This is a genomic window from Pseudomonas sp. Van50, assembly GCF_055390755.1.
On sequence record NZ_AP024343.1, the window covers coordinates 6,078,656 to 6,101,703 of the forward strand.

The following is a 23,048-nucleotide window of genomic DNA, read 5'->3' on the forward strand; positions in this document are numbered from 1 at the left end:
CTAGCGTTCGATCCAGATCAACGAGGCAAAGCGGCCGGTGCGCGGGTTGCGCCGGTAGGAGAAGAAACGCGGGTCGTTCACGGTGCAGAGGCCCCCACCGTACACCGCGGTGACACCGCGCGCCGCCAGCCGCAAGCGGGCCAACTGATAGATGTCAGCAAGGAATTTGCCAGCATTGGGGCTCGCGGCAAAGGCTTTTACCGCCTCAGGCAGTTGCGCGATGAAGGCTTCACGCACTTCCGGCCCGACTTCGAACGCTTGCGGCCCGATGGCCGGGCCGAGCCAGGCCAGGATTTCATTCGCGGGCACGGCAAGGTTGTCGAGGGTGGCTTCCAGCACACCGTTCGCCAGCCCACGCCAACCGGCATGGGCCGCCGCGACACGGGTGCCGGCACGGTTGCAGAACAGCACCGGCAGGCAATCGGCGGTCATCGCCGTGCAAGCGATACCCGGCGTGGCGGTCCAACTGGCATCGGCGGTCGCCACCTGGGTCGGGTCAGCCTCGACCACGGCAATGCCGTGGACCTGCTGCAGCCAGGCCGGGGTGATAACGAATTGATCGGTGAGACGACGGCGGTTTTCAGCGACGGCCCTAGGGTCGTCGCCCACATGGTCGCCCAGGTTGAGGCTGTCGAACGGCGCCAGGCTGACGCCGCCCTCGCGGGTGGTGACGCAGGCCTTGACCCGGGCCGGCGCGGGCCAGTCGGGCGTCAGCCAGGCACTCATCCGACGAACGCCTCGCGGTCCTGCTTGAGCAACGTCAGCAGCCAGACGAAATCATCCGGCAACGGCGATTCCCAGCTCATGCGTTTGCCGGTCGTCGGATGATCAAGCTCCAGGAAACGCGCGTGCAGTGCCTGGCGCGGGAAATTCTTCAGCGATTCGACCATGGTCTGGCTGGCGGCTGGCGGAATGCGGAAACGACCGCCATAAGCCGGGTCGCCCACCAACGGGAAGTTGATGTGGGCCATGTGCACACGGATCTGGTGGGTACGACCGGTTTCCAGCTTGACCCGCACGTGGGTGTGGGAACGGAAACGCTCCAGCACACGATAGTGGCTGACCGCCTGCTTGCCACCTTCCATCACCGCCATGCGCTGGCGCTGCTGGCCGTGACGACCGATCGGGGCGTTGATCTTGCCACCGGCGGTGACGACCCCGATCACGATGCATTCATAGATGCGGCTGACACTGCGGCTTTGCAGCTGTGTGACCAGCTGTGTCTGCGCCTGGATGGTCTTGGCCACCACCATCAGGCCGGTGGTGTCCTTGTCCAGGCGATGGACGATGCCGGCACGGGGCACATTGACGATGTCCGGTACGTGGTGCAGCAAGGCGTTGAGCAGCGTGCCGTCGGCATGACCGGCCGCCGGGTGCACCACCAGGCCCGCAGGCTTGTTGATCACCAGGATGTCATCGTCTTCATAGACGATGTCCAGGGCAATGTCCTGGGCGACCCATTCTCCCTGGGCCTCCTGCTCGGCAGTCAGTTCGAGGATAGCGCCGCCATGGACGATGTCGCGCGGACGAATCACCGCCCCATCCACAGTCAGGCGGCCGTCCTTGATCCAGGCGGAAAGGCGCGAGCGAGAGTGCTCGGCAAAGAGTTGTGCGGCGACTTGATCGAGGCGTTGGCCGCCCAATTCGGACGGCACCTCTGCGCGAAGTTCTATTTTATCGGACATGCTCGGACTGGGCGTCGGCACAGCCTTTGGTTTCGGCTGCGCGCTTGTGGTTAAATACGGCGTCTTTTGCCCCGAGGCTTTCAACGGGGCGCTCATCATAACAGGACGGCCCCGCCCAAGACAGCGGCCGTCATAGGGACGCAAGCCGCCATGCAAGTGAAACACCTGCTGCTGATCGCCATCCTCGCATTGACTGCTGCTTGCTCGTCGAAGGAAGTCGTAGACGAAAACCTGAGCGAAGTCGAACTGTACCAACAGGCGCAGAACGACCTGGATAACAACAGCTATACCAGCGCCACCGCCAAGCTGAAGGCGCTGGAGTCGCGGTATCCGTTCGGGCGCTATGCCGATCAGGCCCAATTGGAGCTGATCTACGCCAACTACAAGAACGCCGAGCCGGAAGCCGCCAAATCCGCCGCCGAGCGTTTCATTCGTCTGCACCCGCAGCACCCGAACGTCGATTACGCCTATTACCTCAAGGGCCTGACCTCCTTCGACCAGGACGTCGGCCTGCTGGCGCGCTTCCTGCCGCTGGACATGACCAAGCGTGACCCGGGTGCCGCGCGCGACTCCTACAACGAGTTCGCCCAGCTGACCAGCCGCTTCCCCAACAGCCGCTACTCGCCGGACGCCAAGCAGCGCATGATCTACCTGCGCAACCTGCTGGCCTCCTACGAAATCCACGTAGCCGACTACTACCTGACCCGTCAGGCCTACGTCGCCGCCGCCAACCGTGGCCGCTACGTGGTGGAAAACTTCCAGGAAACCCCTTCGGTGGGTGATGGCCTGGCGGTGATGACCGAAGCCTACCAGCGCCTGCACCTGGACGACCTGGCGGCCACCAGCCTGGAAACCCTCAAGCTGAACTACCCGGATCACCCATCGCTGGTCGATGGCCAGTTCACCCCACGGGTCGACGAAGCCGACAACCGTTCGTGGCTGAGCAAGGCGACCCTGGGCCTGATCGAGTCCCGTCCACCGCTGCCGCCGGGCGAAACCCGCGCCAACCAGGACGTACAGCGTCAGTTCCAGGATGCCAAGGAAGCCATCCCGAACGAACTCAAGCCCAAGGATGAAAATGGCGACGTGATCGAAGAAGAAGAGCCCGAGAACGAGTCCAGCGACCGTTCCTGGTTCAGCTACATGACCTTCGGCGTGTTCGACTGAGGCCAAGGCATCAGTAAAAAAGGGAGACCCTGCGGTCTCCCTTTTTTGTGCCTGGCTTTTATTGCGCTGTGCGCCGTTCCAGTCCTTGGCTAAACTGCCTGATCACTCGCCAGAAAGCCGCCTATCATGCTTCGTTTATTGATCTTGTTCGCTGTCGTTGCCGCCGCCATATGGATCTTTCGCGGGGTGAAAAGCGGGCCCCGCGCATCGCGCGCCACCCAGGAACAGGACGCACCGCCCATGGTGCGCTGCGCCCACTGCGGCGTACACCTGCCCCGTGACCGGGCGCTGGCCCTCGAACAACAATGGTATTGCAGCCAGGCTCATCTCGAGCAAGGCCCGGGCAATCGTGAGCGCTGAGGCCTCAAGCCCACGCGTCAAACAGACGCAGCGCCTGCTGCGCCTCTATCACCTGTACCGCCTGAGTATCGGCATCACCCTGGTGCTGCTGATCTCCAGCAACATGGACAACCGCCTGCTGGAGTTCGCCAACGACGACCTGCTGCGCAGCGGCAGTTGGTTGTACCTGGTGCTGAACATCCTGCTGGTGGTGTTCCTTGAGAACACGCGTCGCCCTGCCCGGCTGTTCGGCCTGGCCCTCACCGACGTGCTGCTGCTTTCGTGGCTGTTTTTCGCCGCCGGCGGCGTGCCCAGTGCCATCGGCAACCTGCTCATTGTCTCGGTGGCCATCGGCAACACGCTGCTGCGAGGCCGGATCGGCCTGTTGATCGCGGCCGTTGCCACCCTCGGCATCGTCGGTTCGAGCCTCTTTCTTGGCTTGAGCGACTCGAACCGTCCCAGCAGTTATCTGCAGGCCGGCACCCTCGGGGCACTGTGCTTTGCCGCCGCGCTGCTGGTGCAAGGCCTGACCCGACGCTTGGAAGCCAGCGAAACCCTGGCTGAGCAACGGGCCAGCGAAGTGATCGGCCTGGAAGCGCTCAACGCCCTGATCCTGCAACGCATGCGCACCGGCATCCTGGTACTTGACCGTGAGCGTCGGGTGCAACTGGCCAACGAGAGCGCGCTGAACCTGCTGGGCATGCACGATCTGGTCGGCCAGCCGCTCGACGATTACTCCACTGCCCTGGTCGAACGCCTGCAATTGTGGCGAAACAACCCCAGCCTGCGCCCGTCCAGCCTGACCGTTACGGGCACGGGCCTGACCCTGCAACCGAGCTTCATCGCCCTGGGGCATCACGATCAGCAGCAGATCCTGGTGTTCCTTGAAGACCTGGCCCAGGTTGCCCAGCAGGCCCAGCAGTTGAAACTCGCGTCCCTCGGGCGCCTCACCGCCGGTATCGCCCATGAAATCCGCAACCCCTTGGGCGCCATCAGTCACGCGGCGCAATTGCTGCGCGAATCCGAGGAACTGAACAACGCGGATCGGCGTCTGACGCAGATTATTCAAGATCACTCCCAACGAATGAATCGCGTCATTGAAAACGTTCTGCAGCTGTCTCGCCGCCAACAAACCACACCCCAACGCCTCGACCTGCGCACCTGGCTCGACCAATTCGTCCGGCAGGCTCGCGAAAGCATGGCCGAGCACCAGCAATTGCACCTGAGCATCGACCCGGGGGACTACACCACGCTGATGGACCCCGACCAGCTCACCCAGGTACTCGACAACCTGCTGCGCAACGCCTGGCGCCACAGCGCAATGGTCCATGAACAGGCCGAGGCCTGGTTGAAACTGTTCATCGACCCCCACAGCCAGCTGTCGACACTGGACATCATCGACAACGGTCCCGGCGTAACGCCCGAGCAGCAGGCGCACTTGTTCGAACCCTTCTTTACCACCAGTAGCCAGGGCACCGGCCTTGGGCTCTATCTGTCCCGTGAGCTGTGCGAAAGCAATCAAGCCCGCCTAGACTTCAAACCACGCCAAGGCGGCGGTTGCTTTCGCATCACCTTTGCTCACGGACGGAAACAGATTTGAATAATCGCTCACGGCAACGAATCCTGATCGTCGATGACGAACCGGACATCCGCGAACTCCTGGACATCACCCTGGGCCGGATGAAACTCGACACCCGCAGCGCCAAGAACCTTGCCGAGGCCCAAGCCCTGCTGACGGGGGATGCCTTTGACCTGTGCCTGACCGACATGCGCTTGCCCGATGGCACCGGCCTAGAGCTGGTGCAGCACATCCAGCAACGTTATCCACAGCTGCCCGTGGCGATGATCACCGCCTATGGCAGCCTGGAAACCGCCATCGACGCCCTCAAGGCCGGCGCTTTCGATTTCCTGACCAAACCGGTCGACCTGGGGCGGCTGCGGGAACTGGTCACCAGTGCCCTGCGCCTGCCACCGGGCGCCACACCGACCAGCACCATCGAGCGCTGCCTGCTGGGCGACTCGCCGCCAATGCGCAACGTGCGCAAACAGATCGAAAAGCTCGCCCGCAGCCAGGCCCCGGTGTACATCAGTGGAGAATCAGGCTGCGGCAAGGAACTGGTCGCCCGGCTGATCCACGAACAAGGCCCCCGAGCCAACCAAGGCTTTGTACCGGTCAACTGTGGGGCGATTCCCACGGAACTGATGGAAAGCGAGTTCTTCGGCCACCGCAAAGGCAGCTTCAGCGGCGCCATCGAAGACAAGCCCGGACTGTTCCAGGCAGCCCACGGCGGGACCTTGTTCCTGGATGAAGTGGCTGACCTGCCTCTGGCGATGCAGGTGAAGCTGTTGCGAGCCATCCAGGAAAAGGCCGTGCGCGCCGTGGGCGGCCAACAGGAAGAAGTGGTGGATGTGCGAATCCTCTGCGCCACCCACAAGGACCTGGACGGCGAAGTGGCCACCGGACGCTTTCGCCAGGATCTGTATTACCGACTGAATGTCATCGAATTGCGCGTCCCGCCCTTGCGCGAACGCCGCGAAGACATCGAACCGCTGGCCAATCACATGCTTCAGCGGCTGGCCAGCAGCACCGGCAGCCCGGCGGCCAAGCTACATCCACAAGCCCTGGAGGCCCTGCAAAACTACCGTTTCCCGGGCAATGTGCGGGAACTGGAGAACATGCTCGAACGGGCCTACACCCTGTGCGAACAACAGCTGATCGAAGCCGACGACCTGCGCCTGGCCGAGGGCAATGCCAGCTCTGAGGCGGGCAACCCCGACTTGATGCAGGTCGACAACCTGGAAGACTACCTCGAAGACGTCGAACGTAAACTCATCCTCCAAGCCCTGGAGGAAACCCGCTGGAACCGCACGGCGGCGGCGCAGCGGTTGAAGTTGTCGTTTCGGTCGATGCGGTATCGGTTGAAGAAGTTGGGGCTGGATTAAAGCGCGGTCCTCAAGCCCCTACTTATCCTGTGGCGAGGGCGCTTGCTCCGCTGGGCTGCGAAGCGGCCCCCAACCTGACACCTTGATATACCAAGGTGATCGAGGCGCTGCTTTTGGGGCTGCTGCGCAACCCAGCGGGAGCAAGCTCCCTCGCCACAGCTCTCTAGCCCTCCAGCACGGGTACCCGCTCGTCCAGCACACGATTGGCCAGTAGTTCGCTCAGCTCAATCAACTGCTGTACCCCCAAGGCAACATGCCGTCGCGAGCCTTCAAGTTCGAAGGCCAGGTCGCTGATCGTTGCGTTGGCGGAGGCCAGGGTTTCGCTGAGGTTGGCGAGGAGGCATTCGGTGTCGATGCCTTCCACTACGGAGATTTTTTCCGACCATTCCCACAAAGCCTGGTCGATTGTGAGGGCGGTGTGTATATCCGTTTCTGCGGTAACGGCTACTTACGGTTCCGCTCTTACAGCGGGTCACTTTCGAAAAGCCGGAATGCCGGCCCAGGCGAAAGTAACCAAAGCGCTTTTGCCCCACCACTCGGTGCCTCGCCTAGGCTCGGCATGCCCGAACGCAGGCATTGCTCCGTGGGCCCGCCGCGAAGGGCCATCCATGGCCCAGCGCGGCTATCCCGGCATCCATGCCGGGATGCCCACTACGCAATACCTGCGTTCGGCCATCGTGGTTAACGGGGCTCCGAGATCAACGTCCACCGCGAGGCGGCCTGATAGCCGACCTGGTTCTGGGTGATCGCGTTTCTCCTGTGGTAGCGGGCTTGCTCGCGAAGAGGCCGGAGCATTCAACATATTCATCGACTGTGCCATCGCCTTCGCGAGCAAGCTCGCTCCCACACTGGATCGGGAACGATCTACAGATTTGCGGCCACTGCAAATCCCTGTGGGAGCAAAGCTTGCTCGCGATAGCAGTGGATCAGCTTGCATCAGCGTTGAATGTGCCATCGCCTTCGCGAGCAAGCTCGCACACATTGGGTCGGTGACGATCTACAGATTTTCGGCCACTGCAAATCCCTGTGGGAGCAAAGCTTGCTCGCGATGGCGGTGGATCAGCTTGCATCAGCGTTGAATGTGCCATCGCCTTCGCGAGCAAGCTCGCACACATTGGGTCGGTGACGATCTACAGATTTTCGGCCACTGCAAATCCCTGTGGGAGCAAAGCTTGCTCGCGATGGCGGTGGATCAGCTTGCATCAGCGTTGGATGTACCGCCGTCTTCGCGAGCAAGCTCGCTCCCACAATGGGATCGCACTAGGACCGGAAGAGCCAGGTCGGCTATAAGGCCGCCTCGCGAGCAAGCTTTGCTCCCACAGATCTGACAGGTGTACGAGCGGGAGAGCCAGGCCGGCTGTCAGGCCGCCTCGCTTTTGATCTTGATCTGGGGCGCCCCGTTAACCACGCTGGCCGAACACAGGCGAGGCACCGAGTGGTGGGGCAAAAGCGCTTTGGTTACTTTCGCCTGGGCCGGCATTCCGGCTTTTCGAAAGTAACCCGCTGTAAGAGCGGAACCGCCAGCAGCCGTACCGCGAAAAGGGATATGCACTCAGTCAACAACATCCCCGCCGACTATCAGGCCGCCATCGCGAGCAAGCTCGCTCCCACAATTGGATCTGAGCACAGGTGCAGTATCAAAGCCGGACCTTACAAGCGCCCAGCCGGCGCATACGGCACAGGATCGATCACCGGCTCACGCCCCAACATCAGATCCGTAAACAACTGACACGACGCCGGCGCCAACACCAGTCCATTACGATAATGCCCACAGTTCAACCACAACCCAGCAACCCCCGGCACCTCGCCGATATAGGGAATACCTTCAGGCGACCCAGGCCGCAACCCGGCCCAATGCCCCACCACCTCTGCACCCGCCAGCGCCGGAATCAGTTGCTGCGCCGAAGTCTTCAGGCTCTCCAACGCAACCTCGGTCGGGGTCTTGTCGAAACCTTCACGCTCCAGCGTACTGCCAACCAGAATGTGCCCATCACGACGCGGGATCGCATAACGCCCCTTGGCCAGCACCATACTCGACAAGAAATCCGACGCGCATTTGTACAGAATCATCTGGCCCTTGACCGGCTCGACCGGCAACTTCAGCCCTAGCGTCTTGAGCAGTTCACCACTCCAGGCCCCCGCCGCCAGCACCACCTGATCGCCACGCATCGGTCCCGCCGAACTGTCCACCCCCACGACACGCCCGCCATCGCGGATGAACCCGTTGACCTCGCAATGCTCATGAAGCGTGACATTGGGCAACGCCTGCAACGCCGCCTTGAGGGATTTCACCAGCCGAGGGTTACGCACGTTGGCCACGCCAGCCATGTAGATCGCCCGGGAAAAACCCGCACCCAGCACCGGCACGGCGTCGTGGACCGTGGAGATATCCACAGCCCGCAGCGGGCGCCCTTCCCGCTCGGCCCAGGCCAGCGCTTCGTCCTGGTCGTCCAGGTCCAGCCAATACAGCCCGGTCACGTGTACTTGTGGATCGATCCCGGTGGCCGCGAACAAGCGCTCACCCAGCTGTGGATAAAAATCCTGCGACCAATGGGCCAGCGCCGTGACCGCCGGGCTGTAGCGCCACGGGTACAACGGCGAAACGATGCCGCCGCCGGCCCAGGACGATTCCTGGCCGACACTGGAGCGGTCCAGCAGCACCACACGTTGCCCTTCGGACGCCAGATTGAACGCCGTCAGCAGGCCAATGACTCCGCCACCGACGATCACCACTTGCTGTTGCCTGGTCATGTTCTGATTCGACTCACTAAAACAAAGGGCGCAAAAGCGCGCCCGAATGAAAGAAACTCAGCGCCCCCAACAATCCTTGGTGGTCAGCCCCGCAGTGGCGTTGAGCATGCTGCGTACGCCGGTATTGTTGAGGGTGAAATCACCGCACTTGTCCGTGGCCATGGACGAACCGCTCTTGCGTACGGCGGTCAGGGTGAAACTCTGGTCCGCCAGCGTCTGGGTAATGGTGTAGAAATCGTTGCCGCTGCTCAGCCCGGTTGCATTGGTGTAGACGTTGTTCTTCGAGTAGTAGCGCTCGAGAATCTGCGCCTGCTCGGATAAGAGCCCGGTAATTTCAGTGCGTCGGCCCTTCTTCATGTATTCGGTCAGGCTCGGATAGCCGATGGTGATCACAATACCGATGATCGCGATCACGATCATGATTTCGATCAAGGTGAAACCCCGGTTGGATCTGCGCATGCCTAGCCCTCATTGTATTTGCCGCCACATGATGCGGCGGCTGCCGCCGACGGTTTTGCCCAGCAGGTCAGTGATACCGCCACTGGAATCGTTCACGATCATATTGGTGGCCCCATTGGCGCTGACGACGGCGCTCAGGGTCGGAATACCGCCGGTGAACACCACGCCGGCGGAAATCGTATCGAGGCTGGTGAGCGAACCATCGTTGTTGGTATCGAGTACCGCATAGTTGAGCATCTTACCGTTGAATGCATCCAATTCGATCAGTTTGCCGGTACCAAAGCTGGCGCAAGGGTCGGTGGTGTCTACGGCGGCCGTGGTAAAGATCACGCGCCCGAGCACCAGGTTGGCCGGGTTGATGACCCGCTCCCCGGTCAGCACATTGTTGTACACCAAAGGCAGGTACCAGCCCTTCTTCGCAGGGTACGTCACGTCGGTCTGGCTGGTGGTCACGAACTGCCCGGTGCTGCCTGAAAACACCCCCGTGATCGACTGGGCCTGCAGGCTCGAGACGGTAATTTGCCCCCCGCCGCCAACGGCGTCCCAGATCGAATAGAACGCTTGCAGATCCTTGTTGAGCTTGTCTGCCGCTTCGTTGAACTTACCGGTACCGAAAAAAACCTGGGTGCCGCCCTGGGGATTGTCTGCCAGCAGAGGCTGCACGGTGATCGGCTGGGTCGCGCCGCCGGGGGCGGTGAACAACGGCTGGCCGGCGAACGCCAGGCCCCACGCGGTGGGCGAGGTGCCGCTGAGGTCGAATTTCCACATCCGCCCCTTCAAATCGCCACCGTACGCGGCCTGCACCACATTCTGGGAGTTGACCCGCAACTTGACCGACGACAGGCCGTTATCGGTCTCACTGCTGTTGATGACGATTTTGCGGATCAGCGAACCGTCACGGATATCCACGACGTACAACGCCGCCACGCCGCTGTTGCTGCCATAGCCGTTGCCGATGAACGCCGCCCAGCGACCGTCCGCCAGGCGCGCGACTTCGGGGCGTGCGTAGGCGTAGCCCAGGTCATTGAAGACGTTGGCGGTGTTGGCAACGGTTGGCGCGCTGATTTCCCACAGCGCCCGAAACGCGTTGCCCGCCGCCGCATCGAACAACTGCACCGCGAAGAACGTCTTGCCGCCGGCACCCGTGCCGCCCAGGGCCACGGTCTTCCAGGCGCTCCCCGATTGCACGTCGTATACACCGACCTGTCCATCCACCAGGAACTTGTGGCTCACGCCGTTGATGTAGCTGGTGTCGGCGATGTCCTGCAACGAGGGCAGCACGTTCGAAGGCATGTAGGCGTAACGCCGCGTGCCGTTTGCACTGTTGATGACACTGAAAAAACCATCGTTGCCGTTCACCACCAGGCTGGCGCTCATGTTCGTCGCCTTGGTCGCCAGGTAGGTGCTATAGCTGGTGTCGTTGAGCAGGTCCGCAGCGGTCTGGTCATTGGGCGATGCCAGCACCAGCGGCGAGTTGATGATGTCCCCCAGCAACGCGCTGCGCACCTTCAGGCCGGTTTTATTGACGCCCTTGCTCCACTCCACCAGGTCATTGCCGGTGATCCCCGTGGGCAGGTTCTGGCTGAGGCTGGTTTGCTGGGCCGGCGAAAAGTTGCCGTAGGCCAGGGTCACCGGCACGTTGGTCGCAGTGTTCCAGGACTGATAGATCGGAGCGGTGGCGCCGGGCACGATGGCGGTATCGGTGGTCCATTGCACCGCTGCCGTGTTGACCGTGCCCGCCGAGGTAAAGCCAAACGCCCGGATGGTGCCGCGCCAGTCCTTGGGGTCATACGTGGTCTGGTAATAGCTGGAGGTGCTCGACAAGGTGGCGGCGTTGGTGGTGCCGCCGCCCCCGGAGCCAGCCTTGGAAGTGATGTCGCTCAGGGCAGAGGCCAACGCCGAGTTCAGGCCTTCGCTGTCGGTCGCCTGGTAATACTTGCCGGCACCATAACGGGCGGCGTCTGACAACATCGGGTTGGCGGCGGTAAAACCCACGGTATAGGTATTGAGGTATTGCCGGGGAAAATCCGTGGCGTTCCAGCTCTTGCCGGTGGCGTCGGTGCCGGTGGAGCGCATGTCGATGTCGAAGGCAAACTTGGCGATGTCGTCCAGGTACAGCGTGTCGCCCTCGCCATCACCATTGAGATCGGCGCCATCGTTGTTGATGCCATCCCAATTCGGCAACCGGGCCAAGCCCAGCGGGTCGTTGGTGGGGAACGTCCGGTCATAGGTGGGCAAGCCGTCGGTGATCACCACGCCGAAATTCTTCTGGCAACGGTACTGGATCGGGCTGGTGTAGGTGGCTGGCGTGCTGTTGTGGTACGGCGCCATGCCCCTGAAGTAGCGGGTGACCTCGTAGTAGCTCTCGGCCAACGGGGTATTGGCGACCGCACCCAGGCCGTTGATGGCGTTGATCAGCGCGCTGTAGTTGCTGTTGGCTTGGGTCTGGGTCACGCTGCCGCTGACCGGTGACAGATCGCTGATGGCGCGCGCGATATATCCCCCGGGGCCGGAGTTGCTGCTGTTCGGCGGGTTGAAGGTAGCAAGGCCGATACGTAGGGCGCGGTTGCTGGCGACCAGGTCGTTGGAAACGTCCCGCGCCACGTTGATGCGGTAGTCGGTGGGAATGGAGCCGGTGGTGAAGTCCCGATTCGAGCCGTTGGCTAGGGTCAACAGGTACGCCAGGTATTTAGTGGTATAGCGCGTGTTGCCGTCACCCACCGGGTCTGGCAATCGCAGACAGACACGTGACAGGACGCCCCGGTAAAAGCCATACCAGCCATTGGAGCAACCACCACGGAACAGACTTGCCAGCAAGACGTTGCCATCGTCTGGATCGAGAGTTGTTCCACCGAAGCAGCTGTTGCTGGAATTGCAATTGAGAACCGCAGGCCGCGAGACATTGGGATCAAACCCCGCCGCCCAGATAATGTTGTTCATGCTTCCCGAATCATCGATCAGCAGCATCACGTTCGGCGTGACGGCGGCCGCACTCAGCAACGGCGAATCCGAAGGCGTGAACGCATAGGCTGGCGCCGCCAGGTAAAGGCTGAGCAAGCCCCCCCACAGCACCTGCCTCCAACTAGCGCGCACCTCAGTACTTCGCATAAATGCTCTCCACCACGCTGCGCTGGTTATTCCCCACCACCGCCACCGCCGTGATCCGGTACAGCGTCGCCGACGTATTGACCGGCACGTTGACCGCCGTGAGCGTCGTGCCGATGTTCTGTACACCATAAAACCCACCGGCGGCGGCAACCCAGAGCACCCCCGACGACGAATTGCGCCCAGCTCCCGTCAGTGTCGCCGACTCCGCCGGCGGCGCGCACTGGGTCGTGGTGGTACACACCGGCAATGAATAGGTCTCGACCTGCACCGCGCTCTCCCCCACCCTCAGCGCCGCCTCGGCCACCTGGAACGACTGGTTGCGCTGCATGACGCTGCTGGTCATTTTTTCCTGGAGGGTGGCGCTCTGCATCGATGACAGACCGATCAGCGTCAGCAGCAACAGGAAGACCAGGCTGACCAGCAATGCCATGCCCCGCTGGCGGTGAACCTGCCCCATCGAGGTCATCTCCTTCATAGCAACCGGTTGCGCAAGGCGGCAACCACATTGAAGGTCTGCTCGCGCACTGCGTTCCTCGGATCAAAAAGCGTCAGGGTCAAGCGCACGCTGCGGATCAGTGCCGGGTCAGGCGGATTGCTGGTATAGCTCGACGCCGCGATGTCCGTCGCGCTGCCGGCCACGCCGAACGTCACGTCGAACGCCCGCACATTGTCCACCAGCACCGACAAGGTCGGGTTGCCGGCGCCGCTGCCCAGCAGCAATTGGTTGTTGTTGAAGCTGTAGATCAGTCGGCGGATCGGGAAGGCCAACTGCCCCGCCGCCGGTAGCCGTGCGTTGGTATAGGCCGTCGCCGAGGTGCGGCAATCGGAGACGACGGTCCAGGTCGGAGCGCTACCGCCACTCCCTACGTCGGCGGTCACCAGGGTCAATCTGCGGTTGGCGTTATCCCAGCGGATCGGGGTGATCTGGCTGGCATTGAAGTCATTGGCCGTGGAAGCATCGGTAATGGTCCCCAGGCAACCGAACATGCCCACCATGCGAATCTCCTGGACCATTTTACTCAGGACGAACCGGGCGTCCTCCTGCATCACCGCCGCCGCACTTTGGCTGATGTAGGTGTTCTTGGCGGCGATGAAAATCTGCACGACACCCAGGATGACGATCAGGCTGAGCACCAGGGCAATCATCAATTCAATCAGGCCGAATCCCCGGCAACGCCTGTTCATGGCGGCGTCCCCGGCGGATCGACGGCGACCCGGCTGGTCAGTACGAAGCTGCGCCGCGCCTCGGCCGCGTTGGTGGTGTTGGCGGCCCGGGCGTCGTCCCAGGCAATGGTGATGGTGTAGACCCGCTGGTTCAGGGCGATGGTGCCGGTGGCCGTGGCGCCGCCGAAGGCGATGATGTTGGTCTTGAAATCGTAGAGGTCCTGGTCCCGGGCCACGTTGAGGTTCGGCGAGCTGGGCGGTGTGACGGTGTAGTCGGCACCGGAGTTGGCGCGAATGCGGTCCAGCAGGTCGTAGGCAATGAAGCTGGCCTGGCTGGTCATGCGCGAACTGTCGGTGTACTTGAGCGCGTTGAGCTGGATCATCGCCGCCCCCAGCAAGCCAACACCGAGAATCAGCACCGCCACCAGCACCTCGATCAGCGTCATGCCCTCCTGCGCCCTTTTACTGCAATCCTTCATCCGCAACTTCCACCCAATACGATTCTCCCATTAAGGCAGACATTCAGCGTCCTGCTCTGCGCCCCTCGTACATAATTGAAACTCACCGGCGTGGCCGGTGCCGATAACCCGCCGAGGTTGTTGAAATCGATGTTGTTCACTGCTGAGGTTAGCGTCAGAGTCGCGCCACTGCTCATCGCTGGAACAACCCGCAATACATTGGCCGGCGTGCCAGTACTGTCATACACCGTCAGTTCGCCGCTCCAGACGCTGCCCTCGGCCGTGGGGCGGATGCGCGTGGTGATACCACGGTCGATCGCCTCCAGCCGGGCAAAGTTCAGCGCCCGGCGCAAGTCGTCAACCTCAGTGTCAGCCTTGGTACTCTGCAGCGAGCCGGTGAATGACGGCACCGCCATGGTAATCAGGATCAGCAGCACGCCAAGGGCCACCAGCACCTCGATCAGCGTGAAACCTTTTGTACGAAGATCCATCGGTGCCCTCCGTTGCCGTCGGCTATACCTGCCTCTACACGCTAGAACAAACCACCGCCTGTGGCGAGGGAGCCTGCTCCCGCTCGGGCGCGTAGCGGCCGCTATTTTGGGGCCGCTGCGCAGCCCAGCGGGAGCAAGCTCCCTCGCCACAGCATGCTTGCTGCCACATTGAGAGCTTGCACTATCGCACCGCTTCACATTCTCCAGGGAGGAGATGTCATGTACCAACAGGGCTTCAGCCTGATCGAACTGCTCATGGGACTGGCAATTGCCGCAATTGTTCTGCCGTGGGCCAACGCGGGCTACAAAGAACTGATCGAGTCCATCGAGCGCAAGGACACCGCGCAGTTGCTGATCAGCGGGTTACGCAGTGCGCGCAGCGAGGCCATCACGCGCAACCGGACGGTCGTGCTCAGGGGGATAGACAACGATTGGGGCCGGGGCTGGCGCATCACCCTGGACGATAAGGAGAAGACCGTGCTGATGGAGCGCAGCGCCAGCGCCCGGGTGGTCGGCAACCAGCCGGTGAAACGCCGGGTGAGGTTCGGCAGCCAAGGGGAAGCCCTGCATCCCAATGGCGCATTCCAGGCAGGCACGCTGCATGTCTGCGCCAAACGCGGGCCGGTCAGCCATCATCAAGTGATACTGGCGCCTTCCGGTCGCGTGCGCCTGGAAAGCGTCGAAGCCAAACAGGCGCTGTGCGAAAAAGGACTTAAAGCAGGGAGCGCACGCGCAGCTCTTTCGGCATCGAGAACGTGATGTTCTCCTCGCGACCGGCCAGTTCATCGGCACCGGTGGCACCCCAAGCCTGCAATTGCTGGATCACGCCACGCACCAGGACTTCCGGGGCGGAAGCACCGGCGGTGATGCCGATACGCTCGATGCCCTCGAACCAGCTGCGTTGCATGTCCTCGGCACCGTCGATCAGGTAAGCGGGCGTGGACATGCGCTCGGCCAGCTCGCGCAAGCGGTTGGAGTTGGAACTGTTCGGGCTGCCGACCACCAGCACCACATCGCATTCGTTGGCCAGTTGCTTGACCGCATCCTGACGGTTCTGGGTGGCGTAGCAGATGTCATCCTTGCGCGGGCCGCCGATGGCCGGAAAACGCGCGCGCAGGGCGTCGATCACCCGGCTGGTGTCGTCCATGGACAGGGTCGTCTGGGTCACGAAAGCCAGGCTATCGGGGTTGCGTACCTGCAAGGCCGCAACGTCATCCTCGTCCTCGACCAGGTAGATCGCACCGCCGTTGCTGGCATCGTATTGGCCCATGGTGCCTTCGACTTCCGGGTGGCCTTCATGGCCGATCAGGATGCACTCGCGACCGTCACGGCTGTAGCGCGCCACTTCGATGTGCACCTTGGTCACCAATGGGCACGTCGCGTCGAACACCTTCAGGCCCCGGCCAGCGGCCTCGCTGCGCACGGCCTGGGAAACCCCGTGGGCACTGAAGATCACGATGACGTCGTCCGGCACCTGGTCCAGTTCCTCGACGAAAATGGCCCCGCGGCTGCGCAGGTCTTCGACGACGAATTTGTTGTGGACCACTTCGTGGCGCACGTAGATCGGCGGCCCGAAGACTTCCAGGGCGCGGTTGACGATTTCGATCGCCCGGTCCACGCCGGCGCAGAAGCCACGGGGGTTGGCGAGTTTGATTTGCATGCTGTGCCTCGTGTCTTGCGCGCAAGAAATTGAATCAGTGCAATCCCGTGTGGGAGCGAGCTTGCTCGCGATGGCGGCGGGTCAGTCACCCCTGTATTGAAAGTGACTCCGTCATCGCGAGCAAGCTCGCTCCCACAGTGGATCGGGTGGCAGCAGAAGCTGCCGGTCAAATGTTAAACCGCCTTGACGTCGAGGATTTCCACTTCGAAGTTCAAGGTCTTACCCGCCAGCGGATGGTTGAAGTCCACGGTCACCTGGGCGTCATCGAACGCCTTCACCACACCCGGCAGCTCGGTATTGGCCGCGTCGTTGAAGATCACCAGCAGGCCCTCGGACAGCTCCATGTCCTGGAACTGGGAGCGTGGCATGGTCTGCACGTTTTGCGGGTTGGGCTGACCAAAGGCGTTTTCCGGTGGCACGACCACGGTGCGCTTGTCGCCGGCTTTGAAACCGAGGATCGCCGCTTCGAAGCCTGGCAGCAGGTTGCCATCACCGACCTTGAACACCGCCGGGGCCTTGTCGAAGGTGCTGTCGACGGTGTCGCCGTTTTCCAGGTGCAGGGCGAAGTGAAGCTTCACTTCGGTGTTTTGAGCGATACGCTGCTCAGTCATGGACGGCTTCTCCGGTTTTCTTGCTCTTGAACATGTCCAGGGCGAGCATCACGGCGCCCACGCTGATGGCACTGTCGGCAAAGTTGAACGCCGGGAAATACCAGCGGTTCTGCCAATGCACCAGGATGAAATCGATAACGTGGCCCAGGGCGATGCGGTCATAGAGATTGCCCAACGCACCACCCAGCACCAAGGCCAGCGCCACGGCCAGCCAGGTCTCATTGCGCCCCAGGCGCTTGAGCCAGACCACCAGCACGGCACTGACCACGACGGCAATCAGGGCGAACAGCCAGCGCTGCCAGCCGGAACTGTCGGCCAGGAAACTGAACGCCGCCCCGGTGTTGTAGGCCAGGGTCCAGCTGAAATAATCAGGGATGATCACGATCTGCTGGTACAGGGTCAACGAGCTTTCAAAGTAGAACTTGCTGGCCTGGTCGATGACCAGTACCAGCACGCTCAACCAGAGCCAGCCCAGCCGTCCGAAACGGCCTGCTGCGTCAGGCGCCACATTAGGCATAGTGGCGAACCTCGCCAGCACCGCTGATGTTGTCGACGCAACGACCGCAGATTTCCGGATGCTCCGGGTTCACGCCGACGTCTTCGCGGCAGTGCCAGCAGCGGGCGCACTTGGTGTGGTTCGACTTGACGATTTTCAGCTTCAGGCCGCTGACTTCGGTGGTCACCGCATCAGCCGGGGCCTGCACAAAAGGTGCAACGCTGGCGGTGGAGGTGATCAGCACGAAGCGCAGTTCGTTGCCCAACTTGGCCAGGTCGGCGCCCAGGGCCTCTTCGGCGTAGAGGGTGACTTCGGCCTGCAGGTTGCCGCCGACGGCCTTGGCCGCCCGCTGGATCTCCATTTCCTTGTTGACCGCGGCCTTGACCGCCATGACGCGGTCCCAATACGCACGGTCCAGCTCGAAGCCTTGCGGCAGTTCGGTCAGGCCTTCGTACCAGGTGTTGAGCATCACCGACTCGTTGCGCTCGCCCGGCAGGTATTGCCACAGCTCATCGGCGGTGAACGCCAGGATCGGCGCGATCCAGCGCACCAGGGCCTCGCTGATGTGGAACAGCGCGGTCTGGCACGAACGACGGGCCTTGCTGTTGGCGCCGGTGGTGTACTGGCGGTCCTTGATGATGTCGAGGTAGAAACCACCGAGTTCCTGCACGCAGAAGTTGTGGATCTTGGAGTAGACGTTCCAGAAGCGGTATTCGCCGTAGTGCTCCTGCAATTCGCGTTGCAGCAACAGGGTACGGTCCACGGCCCAACGGTCCAGCGCGAGCATTTCTTCGGCCGGCAGCAGGTCGGTGGCCGGGTTGAAGCCGGTCAGGTTGGAAAGCAGGAAGCGCGCGGTGTTACGGATCCGCCGGTAGGCGTCCGCGCTGCGCTGCAGGATCTGCTCGGAAACGGCCATCTCGCCGGAATAGTCGGTGGAGGCCACCCACAGGCGCATGATGTCGGCGCCCAGGGTGTCGTTGACCTTTTGCGGCGCGATCACGTTGCCCAGGGACTTGGACATCTTGCGGCCGGACTCGTCGACGGTGAAGCCGTGGGTCAGCAGCTCGCGATACGGCGCGTGGTTGTCGATGGCGCAACCGGTCAGCAGCGACGAGTGGAACCAGCCACGGTGCTGGTCGGAGCCTTCCAGGTACAGGTCGGCGCGCGGGCCGCTCTCGTGGCCCATCGGGTGCGAACCGCGCAGCACGTGCCAATGGGTGGTGCCGGAGTCGAACCAGACGTCCAGGGTGTCGCTGATCTTGTCGTACAGCGGTGCTTCGTCACCCAACAACTCAGCGGCATCGAGCTTGAACCAGGCTTCGATGCCTTCGGCTTCGACACGCTTGGCCACGATTTCCATCAGTTCGACGGTGCGCGGGTGCAACTCGCCGCTTTCCTTGTTCAGGAAGAACGGGATCGGCACGCCCCAGTTGCGCTGGCGGGAGATGCACCAGTCCGGACGATTGGCGATCATCGAGTGCAGGCGCGCCTGGCCCCAGGCCGGTACGAACTGGGTCTCTTCGATGGCCTTGAGCGAACGCTGGCGCAGGGTGTCGCCGCTGGTGGGCTGCTTGTCCATGCCGATGAACCACTGCGCGGTGGCGCGGTAGATCAACGGGGTCTTGTGCCGCCAGCAGTGCATGTAGCTGTGTTCGATGACGGTGGTGTGCAGCAGCGCGCCGACTTCGGTCAACTTGTCGACGATGGCCGGGTTGGCTTTCCAGATGAACTGGCCGCCGAAGAACTCCAGCGACGGCGCGTACACGCCATTGCTCTGCACCGGGTTGAGGATGTCGTCGTTGGCCATGCCGTACTTCTTGCAGGTCACGAAGTCGTCGACGCCATAGGCTGGCGCGGAGTGAACCACGCCAGTGCCTGCGCCCAGTTCCACGTAGTCGGCCAGGTACACCGGCGACAGGCGGTCATAGAACGGATGACGGAAATTGATCAGTTCCAGCGCCGAACCCGGGGCGGTGGCGACCACCGAACCTTCGAGGTTGTAGCGGGCCAGGCAGGCTTCGACCAGCTCTTCGGCCAGCACCAGCAGCTTGTCGCCGACGTCGACCAGGGCGTAGGTGAATTCCGGGTGGACGTTCAGCGCCTGGTTGGCCGGGATGGTCCACGGGGTGGTGGTCCAGATCACGATCGACGCCGGCTTGGCCAGCTTGCCCAGGCCGAACGCGGCGGCGAGCTTGTCTTCATCGGCGATCGGGAACGCGACGTCGATGGTCGAGGACTTCTTGTTCTCGTACTCGACTTCCGCCTCGGCCAGGGCCGAACCGCAATCGAAGCACCAGTTCACTGGCTTGAGGCCCTTGAACACGAAACCACCCTCGACGATTTTCGCCAGGGCACGGATTTCGCCGGCTTCGTTCTTGAAGTCCATGGTCTTGTACGGGTTGGCAAAGTCGCCCAGCACGCCGAGGCGAATGAATTCGGACTTCTGCCCTTCGATCTGCTCGGTGGCGTAGGCACGGCACAGCTCGCGGGTCTTGTCCGCGCCCAGGTTCTTGCCGTGGGTCACTTCGACCTTGTGCTCGATCGGCAGGCCATGGCAGTCCCAGCCCGGGACATACGGCGCATCAAAACCCGACAGGGTCTTGGAGCGGATGATCATGTCCTTGAGAATCTTGTTCAACGCGTGACCGATGTGGATGGTGCCGTTGGCGTACGGAGGGCCGTCGTGCAGGACGAACTTCGGACGATCCTTGCCAATTTCGCGCAACTTTCCGTACAGGCCAATGCTGTCCCAACGCTGCAGAATCTGTGGTTCGCGCTGAGGCAGGCCGGCCTTCATTGGGAAGGCGGTGTCCGGAAGGTTTAGCGTGGCTTTATAGTCGGTCATTTAAGGCTCTTCATTAGCGATTGGCGCTGGTTGCGACAAGGGCACGGGCGGCGGCGATATCTGCATGGATCGCCGTCTTGAGCGCCTCCAGAGAGGCAAAACGCTGCTCTTCACGCAGCTTATGGTGGAAAACCACCGTCAAACGCCGGTCATACAGATCGCCGGCAAAATCCAGAACATGTACTTCAAGGTGGGCCTTGCCATCGCCCTGGACCGTGGGGCGCACGCCGATGTTGGCGACGCCGGGCCAGGTCTTGCCGTCGATCTCGACACTCACCAGGAACACCCCGGTCAGCGGCACGCGACGACGCTTGAGCTGCACGTTGGCCGTCGGCGTGCCCAATTGGCGCGCCAGCTTCTGCCCGTGCAGGATCCGCCCGGCAATCCGGTACGGCCGGCCGAGCAAGCGCTCGGCCAATTCGAAGTCGGCCGCCGCCAGGGCATTGCGGACCTGGGTGCTGCTGACGCGCAAGCCATCCATCTCGACGGTCTGCGCCGCTTCGACGGTGAAACCCTGGACGATACCGGCCTGTTGCAGGTAATCGAAATCCCCAGACCGATCACAGCCGAAACGGAAATCATCGCCGACTTCCAGATGCTTCACATCGAGACCGTCCACCAGGATGGTATCGACGAATTCGGCGGCACTGAGCTTGCTCAGGCGCTGGTTGAAGGCCAGGCACAGGACCCGGTCGACACCTTCGGCGGCCAGCAGTTGCAGTTTGTCCCGCAACCGGGCCAGACGGGCCGGGGCGGTGTCCGGGGCGAAAAACTCCCGTGGCTGCGGCTCGAAAATCACCACGCAGCTGGGCACGCCCAACTCCAGCGCACGCTCGCGCAGTCGCGCCAGGATAGCCTGGTGGCCACGGTGAACACCGTCAAAGTTGCCAATAGTGGCGACACAGCCCCGATGCTGGGGGCGCAGGTTGTGGAGGCCTCGAACCAGCTGCATAACGCGCTTCTTGCTCATAAAGTGGCCGATTATAACCACACCCGGCGGCCGACGACAGGCAACACCGCACCCCAAAGTGATCGAACCGACAAAACCACTGCCCGGCCCGGGATTATCGAGGGCCCGCCCTCAGCTCAAGGCCTTGCGATTGAAGTCGCGCAGACGGAACCCCATCAGCAGCAACATGCCGAAATACGCCACCACACCGGCAACCACCAGCGCACCCAGGCGCAGGAAACGCGCGAGCATCTGCCCCTCGCCCCAGGCCGGCATGAAATGCATCGCCCCCAGCAGGACCGCCGACATCACGGCCACGGCCACCAGCAGCTTGAGGCCGAACTTGCCCCAGCCCGGCTGTGGCTGATACATCTTTTGCTTGCGCAGTTGATAAAACAGCAGCCCGGCGTTGAGGCAAGCGCCGGCACTGATCGCCAGGGCCAGGCCGGCATGAGCCAACGGACCGATCAGCAACAGGTTGAACAACTGGGTCATCACCAGGGTGAAAATGGCGATCTTCACCGGTGTGCGGATGTTCTGCTGGGCGTAGAACCCTGGTGCCAGCACCTTGATCACGATGATCCCGAGCAAGCCCACCGAGTAAGCGATCAGCGCACGCTGGGTCATCAAGGCGTCGAACGCATTGAACTGGCCGTACTGGAACAACGAGACGGTCAACGGCTCGGCCAGGATCCCCAGTGCCAGGGAACACGGCAGCACCAGCACAAAGCACAGGCGCAGGCCCCAATCGAGAATTCGCGAGTATTCGTGGCGGTCCTGGCTGGCGTAGGTCTTGGCCAGGGTGGGCAGCAGGATCGTGCCCAGGGCCACGCCCAGCACGCCGGACGGCAACTCCATCAGGCGGTCGGCGTAGTACATCCACGACACCGAGCCGGCCACCAGGAACGAGGCAAAGATGGTGTTGATGATCAGGGAAATCTGGCTCACCGACACCCCGAGGATTGCCGGCAGCATCTGCTTCATCACCCGCCACACGCCGCTGTCGCGAAGGTTCAGCCGCGGCAGCACCAGCATGCCGATCTTTTTCAGGTGCGGCAGTTGATAGAGCAGTTGCGCCAGGCCACCCACCAGCACCGCCCAGCCCAGGGCCATCACCGGTGGATCGAAGTACGGTGTCAGGAACACGGCGAAGACGATCATGCTGACGTTGAGCAGGGTCGGCACAAAGGCCGGCACGGAAAAGCGGTTCCAGGTGTTGAGGATCGCCCCGGCCAGGGACGACAGGGAAATCAGCAATATATAAGGAAAGGTCACCCGCAGCAGATCCGTGGTGAGCTGGAATTTTTCCGGGGTGTCGGTGAAGCCCGGCGCCGTGGCCCAGATCACCCAGGGCGCGGCGAGCATGCCGGCAGCTGTGACCAGTGCCAGCACCAAGGTCAGCAGACCGGTGACATAGGCAATGAATGTGCGGGTTGCCTCATCGCCTTTCTGGCTTTTATATTCCGCCAGGATCGGCACGAAGGCCTGGGAGAACGCCCCCTCGGCGAAGATCCGCCGCAACAGGTTGGGTAGTTTGAAGGCGATGAAGAAGGCGTCCGTCGCCATCCCGGCGCCGAATATCCGTGCGATCAGCGTATCGCGAACGAACCCCAGGATGCGGGAGAGCATCGTGATAGAGCTGACGGCGGCCAACGATTTGAGCAGATTCATGAAAAGAGTTTTTGCCTGTCGATAAACAGCAGGCGAACAACGCGCCCACTTGTGCGATACTCCGCGCCGCTAAACAGTGCAGAGCCAAAGCCCGCGAGTTTACAGGTCGCACGCCGGAAAGAAATCCTTCGGTGCGCAGCACCTGCCATTCAGCGGAACGCGTCACCCGCCCTTGACAAGACTTCAACTCATCGGCATGATTCGCGGCCTATTTTGTTTGCTATTTCCCAAAAAGTCTTTCGAGGAGCTCG

20 protein-coding genes and 1 pseudogene are annotated in these 23,048 nt (G+C 62.3%); 5 read left to right on the forward strand and 16 right to left on the reverse strand.

The window, feature by feature from the left end; all coding sequences use genetic code 11:
* Both pgeF and rluD read right to left on the reverse strand, forming a co-directional pair.
* Positions 1-726, reverse strand: a complete 726-nt coding sequence (gene pgeF, locus ACZ5M5_RS26275; RefSeq protein ID WP_464738181.1) for a peptidoglycan editing factor PgeF — start codon at positions 724-726, stop codon at positions 1-3.
* Complete coding sequence (gene rluD / locus ACZ5M5_RS26280) at positions 723-1,685, reverse strand: 23S rRNA pseudouridine(1911/1915/1917) synthase RluD (protein WP_060740571.1); 963 nt, start codon at positions 1,683-1,685, stop codon at positions 723-725. The genes pgeF and rluD overlap by 4 nt, the downstream gene beginning before the upstream one ends.
* A gap of 150 nt (positions 1,686-1,835) precedes the next feature.
* Here rluD and ACZ5M5_RS26285 point away from each other — a divergent pair, with 150 nt between their 5' ends.
* The 4 genes from ACZ5M5_RS26285 to ACZ5M5_RS26300 all read left to right on the forward strand — a co-directional run bounded on the left by ACZ5M5_RS26285 (position 1,836) and on the right by ACZ5M5_RS26300 (position 6,134).
* Entirely contained in the window at positions 1,836-2,852 is a 1,017-nt protein-coding gene (locus ACZ5M5_RS26285) for an outer membrane protein assembly factor BamD (RefSeq protein WP_046065043.1), read from the forward strand.
* 126 nt (positions 2,853-2,978) lie between these two features.
* Positions 2,979-3,212, forward strand: a complete 234-nt coding sequence (locus ACZ5M5_RS26290; protein WP_060740570.1) for a PP0621 family protein — start codon at positions 2,979-2,981, stop codon at positions 3,210-3,212.
* Positions 3,202-4,791 (forward strand): ATP-binding protein, encoded by a 1,590-nt coding sequence (locus ACZ5M5_RS26295; protein WP_060740569.1) that lies wholly within the window; start codon positions 3,202-3,204, stop codon positions 4,789-4,791. Before ACZ5M5_RS26290 ends, ACZ5M5_RS26295 begins: the two co-directional genes overlap by 11 nt.
* Positions 4,788-6,134 (forward strand): sigma-54-dependent transcriptional regulator, encoded by a 1,347-nt coding sequence (locus ACZ5M5_RS26300; protein ID WP_464738182.1) that lies wholly within the window; start codon positions 4,788-4,790, stop codon positions 6,132-6,134. The genes ACZ5M5_RS26295 and ACZ5M5_RS26300 overlap by 4 nt, the downstream gene beginning before the upstream one ends.
* A gap of 163 nt (positions 6,135-6,297) precedes the next feature.
* On the opposite strand, the pseudogene ACZ5M5_RS26305 reads toward ACZ5M5_RS26300, so the two are convergent.
* The 8 genes and pseudogenes from ACZ5M5_RS26305 to ACZ5M5_RS26340 all read right to left on the reverse strand — a co-directional run.
* A pseudogene (locus tag ACZ5M5_RS26305) lies at positions 6,298-6,501 on the reverse strand (DUF6124 family protein); the annotation flags it as partial.
* A gap of 1,283 nt (positions 6,502-7,784) precedes the next feature.
* On the reverse strand, positions 7,785-8,885 hold the full coding sequence (gene thiO, locus ACZ5M5_RS26310) for a glycine oxidase ThiO (protein WP_060740567.1): 1,101 nt from the start codon (positions 8,883-8,885) through the stop codon (positions 7,785-7,787).
* A 57-nt stretch (positions 8,886-8,942) separates the two neighbouring features.
* Positions 8,943-9,344 carry a type IV pilin protein gene (locus tag ACZ5M5_RS26315; protein WP_060740566.1) on the reverse strand — a complete coding sequence of 134 codons (402 nt, stop codon included), beginning with the start codon at positions 9,342-9,344 and terminating at the stop codon, positions 8,943-8,945.
* Between the two features lie 9 nt (positions 9,345-9,353).
* Positions 9,354-12,452 carry a pilus assembly protein gene (locus ACZ5M5_RS26320; RefSeq protein ID WP_464738183.1) on the reverse strand — a complete coding sequence of 1,033 codons (3,099 nt, stop codon included), beginning with the start codon at positions 12,450-12,452 and terminating at the stop codon, positions 9,354-9,356.
* Entirely contained in the window at positions 12,439-12,918 is a 480-nt protein-coding gene (locus tag ACZ5M5_RS26325; protein ID WP_371856646.1) for a pilus assembly PilX family protein, read from the reverse strand. Before ACZ5M5_RS26325 ends, ACZ5M5_RS26320 begins: the two co-directional genes overlap by 14 nt.
* A gap of 5 nt (positions 12,919-12,923) precedes the next feature.
* A complete protein-coding gene (locus tag ACZ5M5_RS26330; protein WP_060740563.1) occupies positions 12,924-13,637 on the reverse strand; it encodes a PilW family protein in 714 nt (237 codons plus the stop codon).
* A complete protein-coding gene (pilV, locus tag ACZ5M5_RS26335) occupies positions 13,634-14,095 on the reverse strand; it encodes a type IV pilus modification protein PilV (RefSeq protein WP_060740562.1) in 462 nt (153 codons plus the stop codon). Before pilV ends, ACZ5M5_RS26330 begins: the two co-directional genes overlap by 4 nt.
* Entirely contained in the window at positions 14,092-14,565 is a 474-nt protein-coding gene (locus tag ACZ5M5_RS26340) for a GspH/FimT family pseudopilin (protein ID WP_103310654.1), read from the reverse strand. Before ACZ5M5_RS26340 ends, pilV begins: the two co-directional genes overlap by 4 nt.
* 219 nt (positions 14,566-14,784) lie before the next feature.
* On the opposite strand from ACZ5M5_RS26340, the gene ACZ5M5_RS26345 reads away from it, so the two are divergent.
* Positions 14,785-15,324 (forward strand): GspH/FimT family pseudopilin, encoded by a 540-nt coding sequence (locus ACZ5M5_RS26345; RefSeq protein ID WP_464738184.1) that lies wholly within the window; start codon positions 14,785-14,787, stop codon positions 15,322-15,324.
* Here the strand turns inward: ACZ5M5_RS26345 and ispH are convergent.
* The 6 genes from ispH to murJ all read right to left on the reverse strand — a co-directional run bounded on the left by ispH (position 15,278) and on the right by murJ (position 22,797).
* Entirely contained in the window at positions 15,278-16,225 is a 948-nt protein-coding gene (ispH, locus tag ACZ5M5_RS26350) for a 4-hydroxy-3-methylbut-2-enyl diphosphate reductase (protein ID WP_060740559.1), read from the reverse strand. The two genes, ACZ5M5_RS26345 and ispH, sit on opposite strands and share 47 nt — an antisense overlap.
* A gap of 173 nt (positions 16,226-16,398) precedes the next feature.
* Positions 16,399-16,836 (reverse strand): FKBP-type peptidyl-prolyl cis-trans isomerase, encoded by a 438-nt coding sequence (gene fkpB / locus ACZ5M5_RS26355; protein WP_060740558.1) that lies wholly within the window; start codon positions 16,834-16,836, stop codon positions 16,399-16,401.
* Positions 16,829-17,353, reverse strand: a complete 525-nt coding sequence (gene lspA, locus ACZ5M5_RS26360; protein WP_464738185.1) for a signal peptidase II — start codon at positions 17,351-17,353, stop codon at positions 16,829-16,831. Before lspA ends, fkpB begins: the two co-directional genes overlap by 8 nt.
* Complete coding sequence (gene ileS, locus ACZ5M5_RS26365; RefSeq protein ID WP_464738186.1) at positions 17,346-20,177, reverse strand: isoleucine--tRNA ligase; 2,832 nt, start codon at positions 20,175-20,177, stop codon at positions 17,346-17,348. The genes lspA and ileS overlap by 8 nt, the downstream gene beginning before the upstream one ends.
* Before the next feature lie 13 nt (positions 20,178-20,190).
* On the reverse strand, positions 20,191-21,129 hold the full coding sequence (ribF, locus tag ACZ5M5_RS26370) for a bifunctional riboflavin kinase/FAD synthetase (protein WP_060740555.1): 939 nt from the start codon (positions 21,127-21,129) through the stop codon (positions 20,191-20,193).
* A gap of 129 nt (positions 21,130-21,258) precedes the next feature.
* The gene (gene murJ / locus ACZ5M5_RS26375) at positions 21,259-22,797 is read right to left on the reverse strand and encodes a murein biosynthesis integral membrane protein MurJ (RefSeq protein ID WP_060740554.1); all 1,539 of its coding nucleotides are present in this window, start codon (positions 22,795-22,797) and stop codon (positions 21,259-21,261) included.
* Positions 22,798-23,048: the final 251 nt, after the last annotated feature.

What these genes read in the sequence shown, in the direction of transcription:
- murJ (WP_060740554.1), bottom strand. Translation starts at nt 22,797, where the DNA reads ATGAATCTGCTCAAATCGTTGGCCGCCGTCAGCTCTATCACGATGCTC.
- ACZ5M5_RS26320 (WP_464738183.1), bottom strand. Translation starts at nt 12,452, where the DNA reads ATGCGAAGTACTGAGGTGCGCGCTAGTTGGAGGCAGGTGCTGTGGGGG.
- ACZ5M5_RS26340 (WP_103310654.1), bottom strand. Translation starts at nt 14,565, where the DNA reads ATGGATCTTCGTACAAAAGGTTTCACGCTGATCGAGGTGCTGGTGGCC.
- ispH (WP_060740559.1), bottom strand. Translation starts at nt 16,225, where the DNA reads ATGCAAATCAAACTCGCCAACCCCCGTGGCTTCTGCGCCGGCGTGGAC.
- ACZ5M5_RS26325 (WP_371856646.1), bottom strand. Translation starts at nt 12,918, where the DNA reads ATGACCTCGATGGGGCAGGTTCACCGCCAGCGGGGCATGGCATTGCTG.
- ACZ5M5_RS26315 (WP_060740566.1), bottom strand. Translation starts at nt 9,344, where the DNA reads ATGCGCAGATCCAACCGGGGTTTCACCTTGATCGAAATCATGATCGTG.
- thiO (WP_060740567.1), bottom strand. Translation starts at nt 8,885, where the DNA reads ATGACCAGGCAACAGCAAGTGGTGATCGTCGGTGGCGGAGTCATTGGC.
- ribF (WP_060740555.1), bottom strand. Translation starts at nt 21,129, where the DNA reads ATGCAGCTGGTTCGAGGCCTCCACAACCTGCGCCCCCAGCATCGGGGC.
- ACZ5M5_RS26345 (WP_464738184.1), top strand. Translation starts at nt 14,785, where the DNA reads ATGTACCAACAGGGCTTCAGCCTGATCGAACTGCTCATGGGACTGGCA.
- ileS (WP_464738186.1), bottom strand. Translation starts at nt 20,177, where the DNA reads ATGACCGACTATAAAGCCACGCTAAACCTTCCGGACACCGCCTTCCCA.
- rluD (WP_060740571.1), bottom strand. Translation starts at nt 1,685, where the DNA reads ATGTCCGATAAAATAGAACTTCGCGCAGAGGTGCCGTCCGAATTGGGC.
- ACZ5M5_RS26285 (WP_046065043.1), top strand. Translation starts at nt 1,836, where the DNA reads ATGCAAGTGAAACACCTGCTGCTGATCGCCATCCTCGCATTGACTGCT.
- pilV (WP_060740562.1), bottom strand. Translation starts at nt 14,095, where the DNA reads ATGAAGGATTGCAGTAAAAGGGCGCAGGAGGGCATGACGCTGATCGAG.
- pgeF (WP_464738181.1), bottom strand. Translation starts at nt 726, where the DNA reads ATGAGTGCCTGGCTGACGCCCGACTGGCCCGCGCCGGCCCGGGTCAAG.
- lspA (WP_464738185.1), bottom strand. Translation starts at nt 17,353, where the DNA reads ATGCCTAATGTGGCGCCTGACGCAGCAGGCCGTTTCGGACGGCTGGGC.
- ACZ5M5_RS26330 (WP_060740563.1), bottom strand. Translation starts at nt 13,637, where the DNA reads ATGAACAGGCGTTGCCGGGGATTCGGCCTGATTGAATTGATGATTGCC.
- fkpB (WP_060740558.1), bottom strand. Translation starts at nt 16,836, where the DNA reads ATGACTGAGCAGCGTATCGCTCAAAACACCGAAGTGAAGCTTCACTTC.
- ACZ5M5_RS26290 (WP_060740570.1), top strand. Translation starts at nt 2,979, where the DNA reads ATGCTTCGTTTATTGATCTTGTTCGCTGTCGTTGCCGCCGCCATATGG.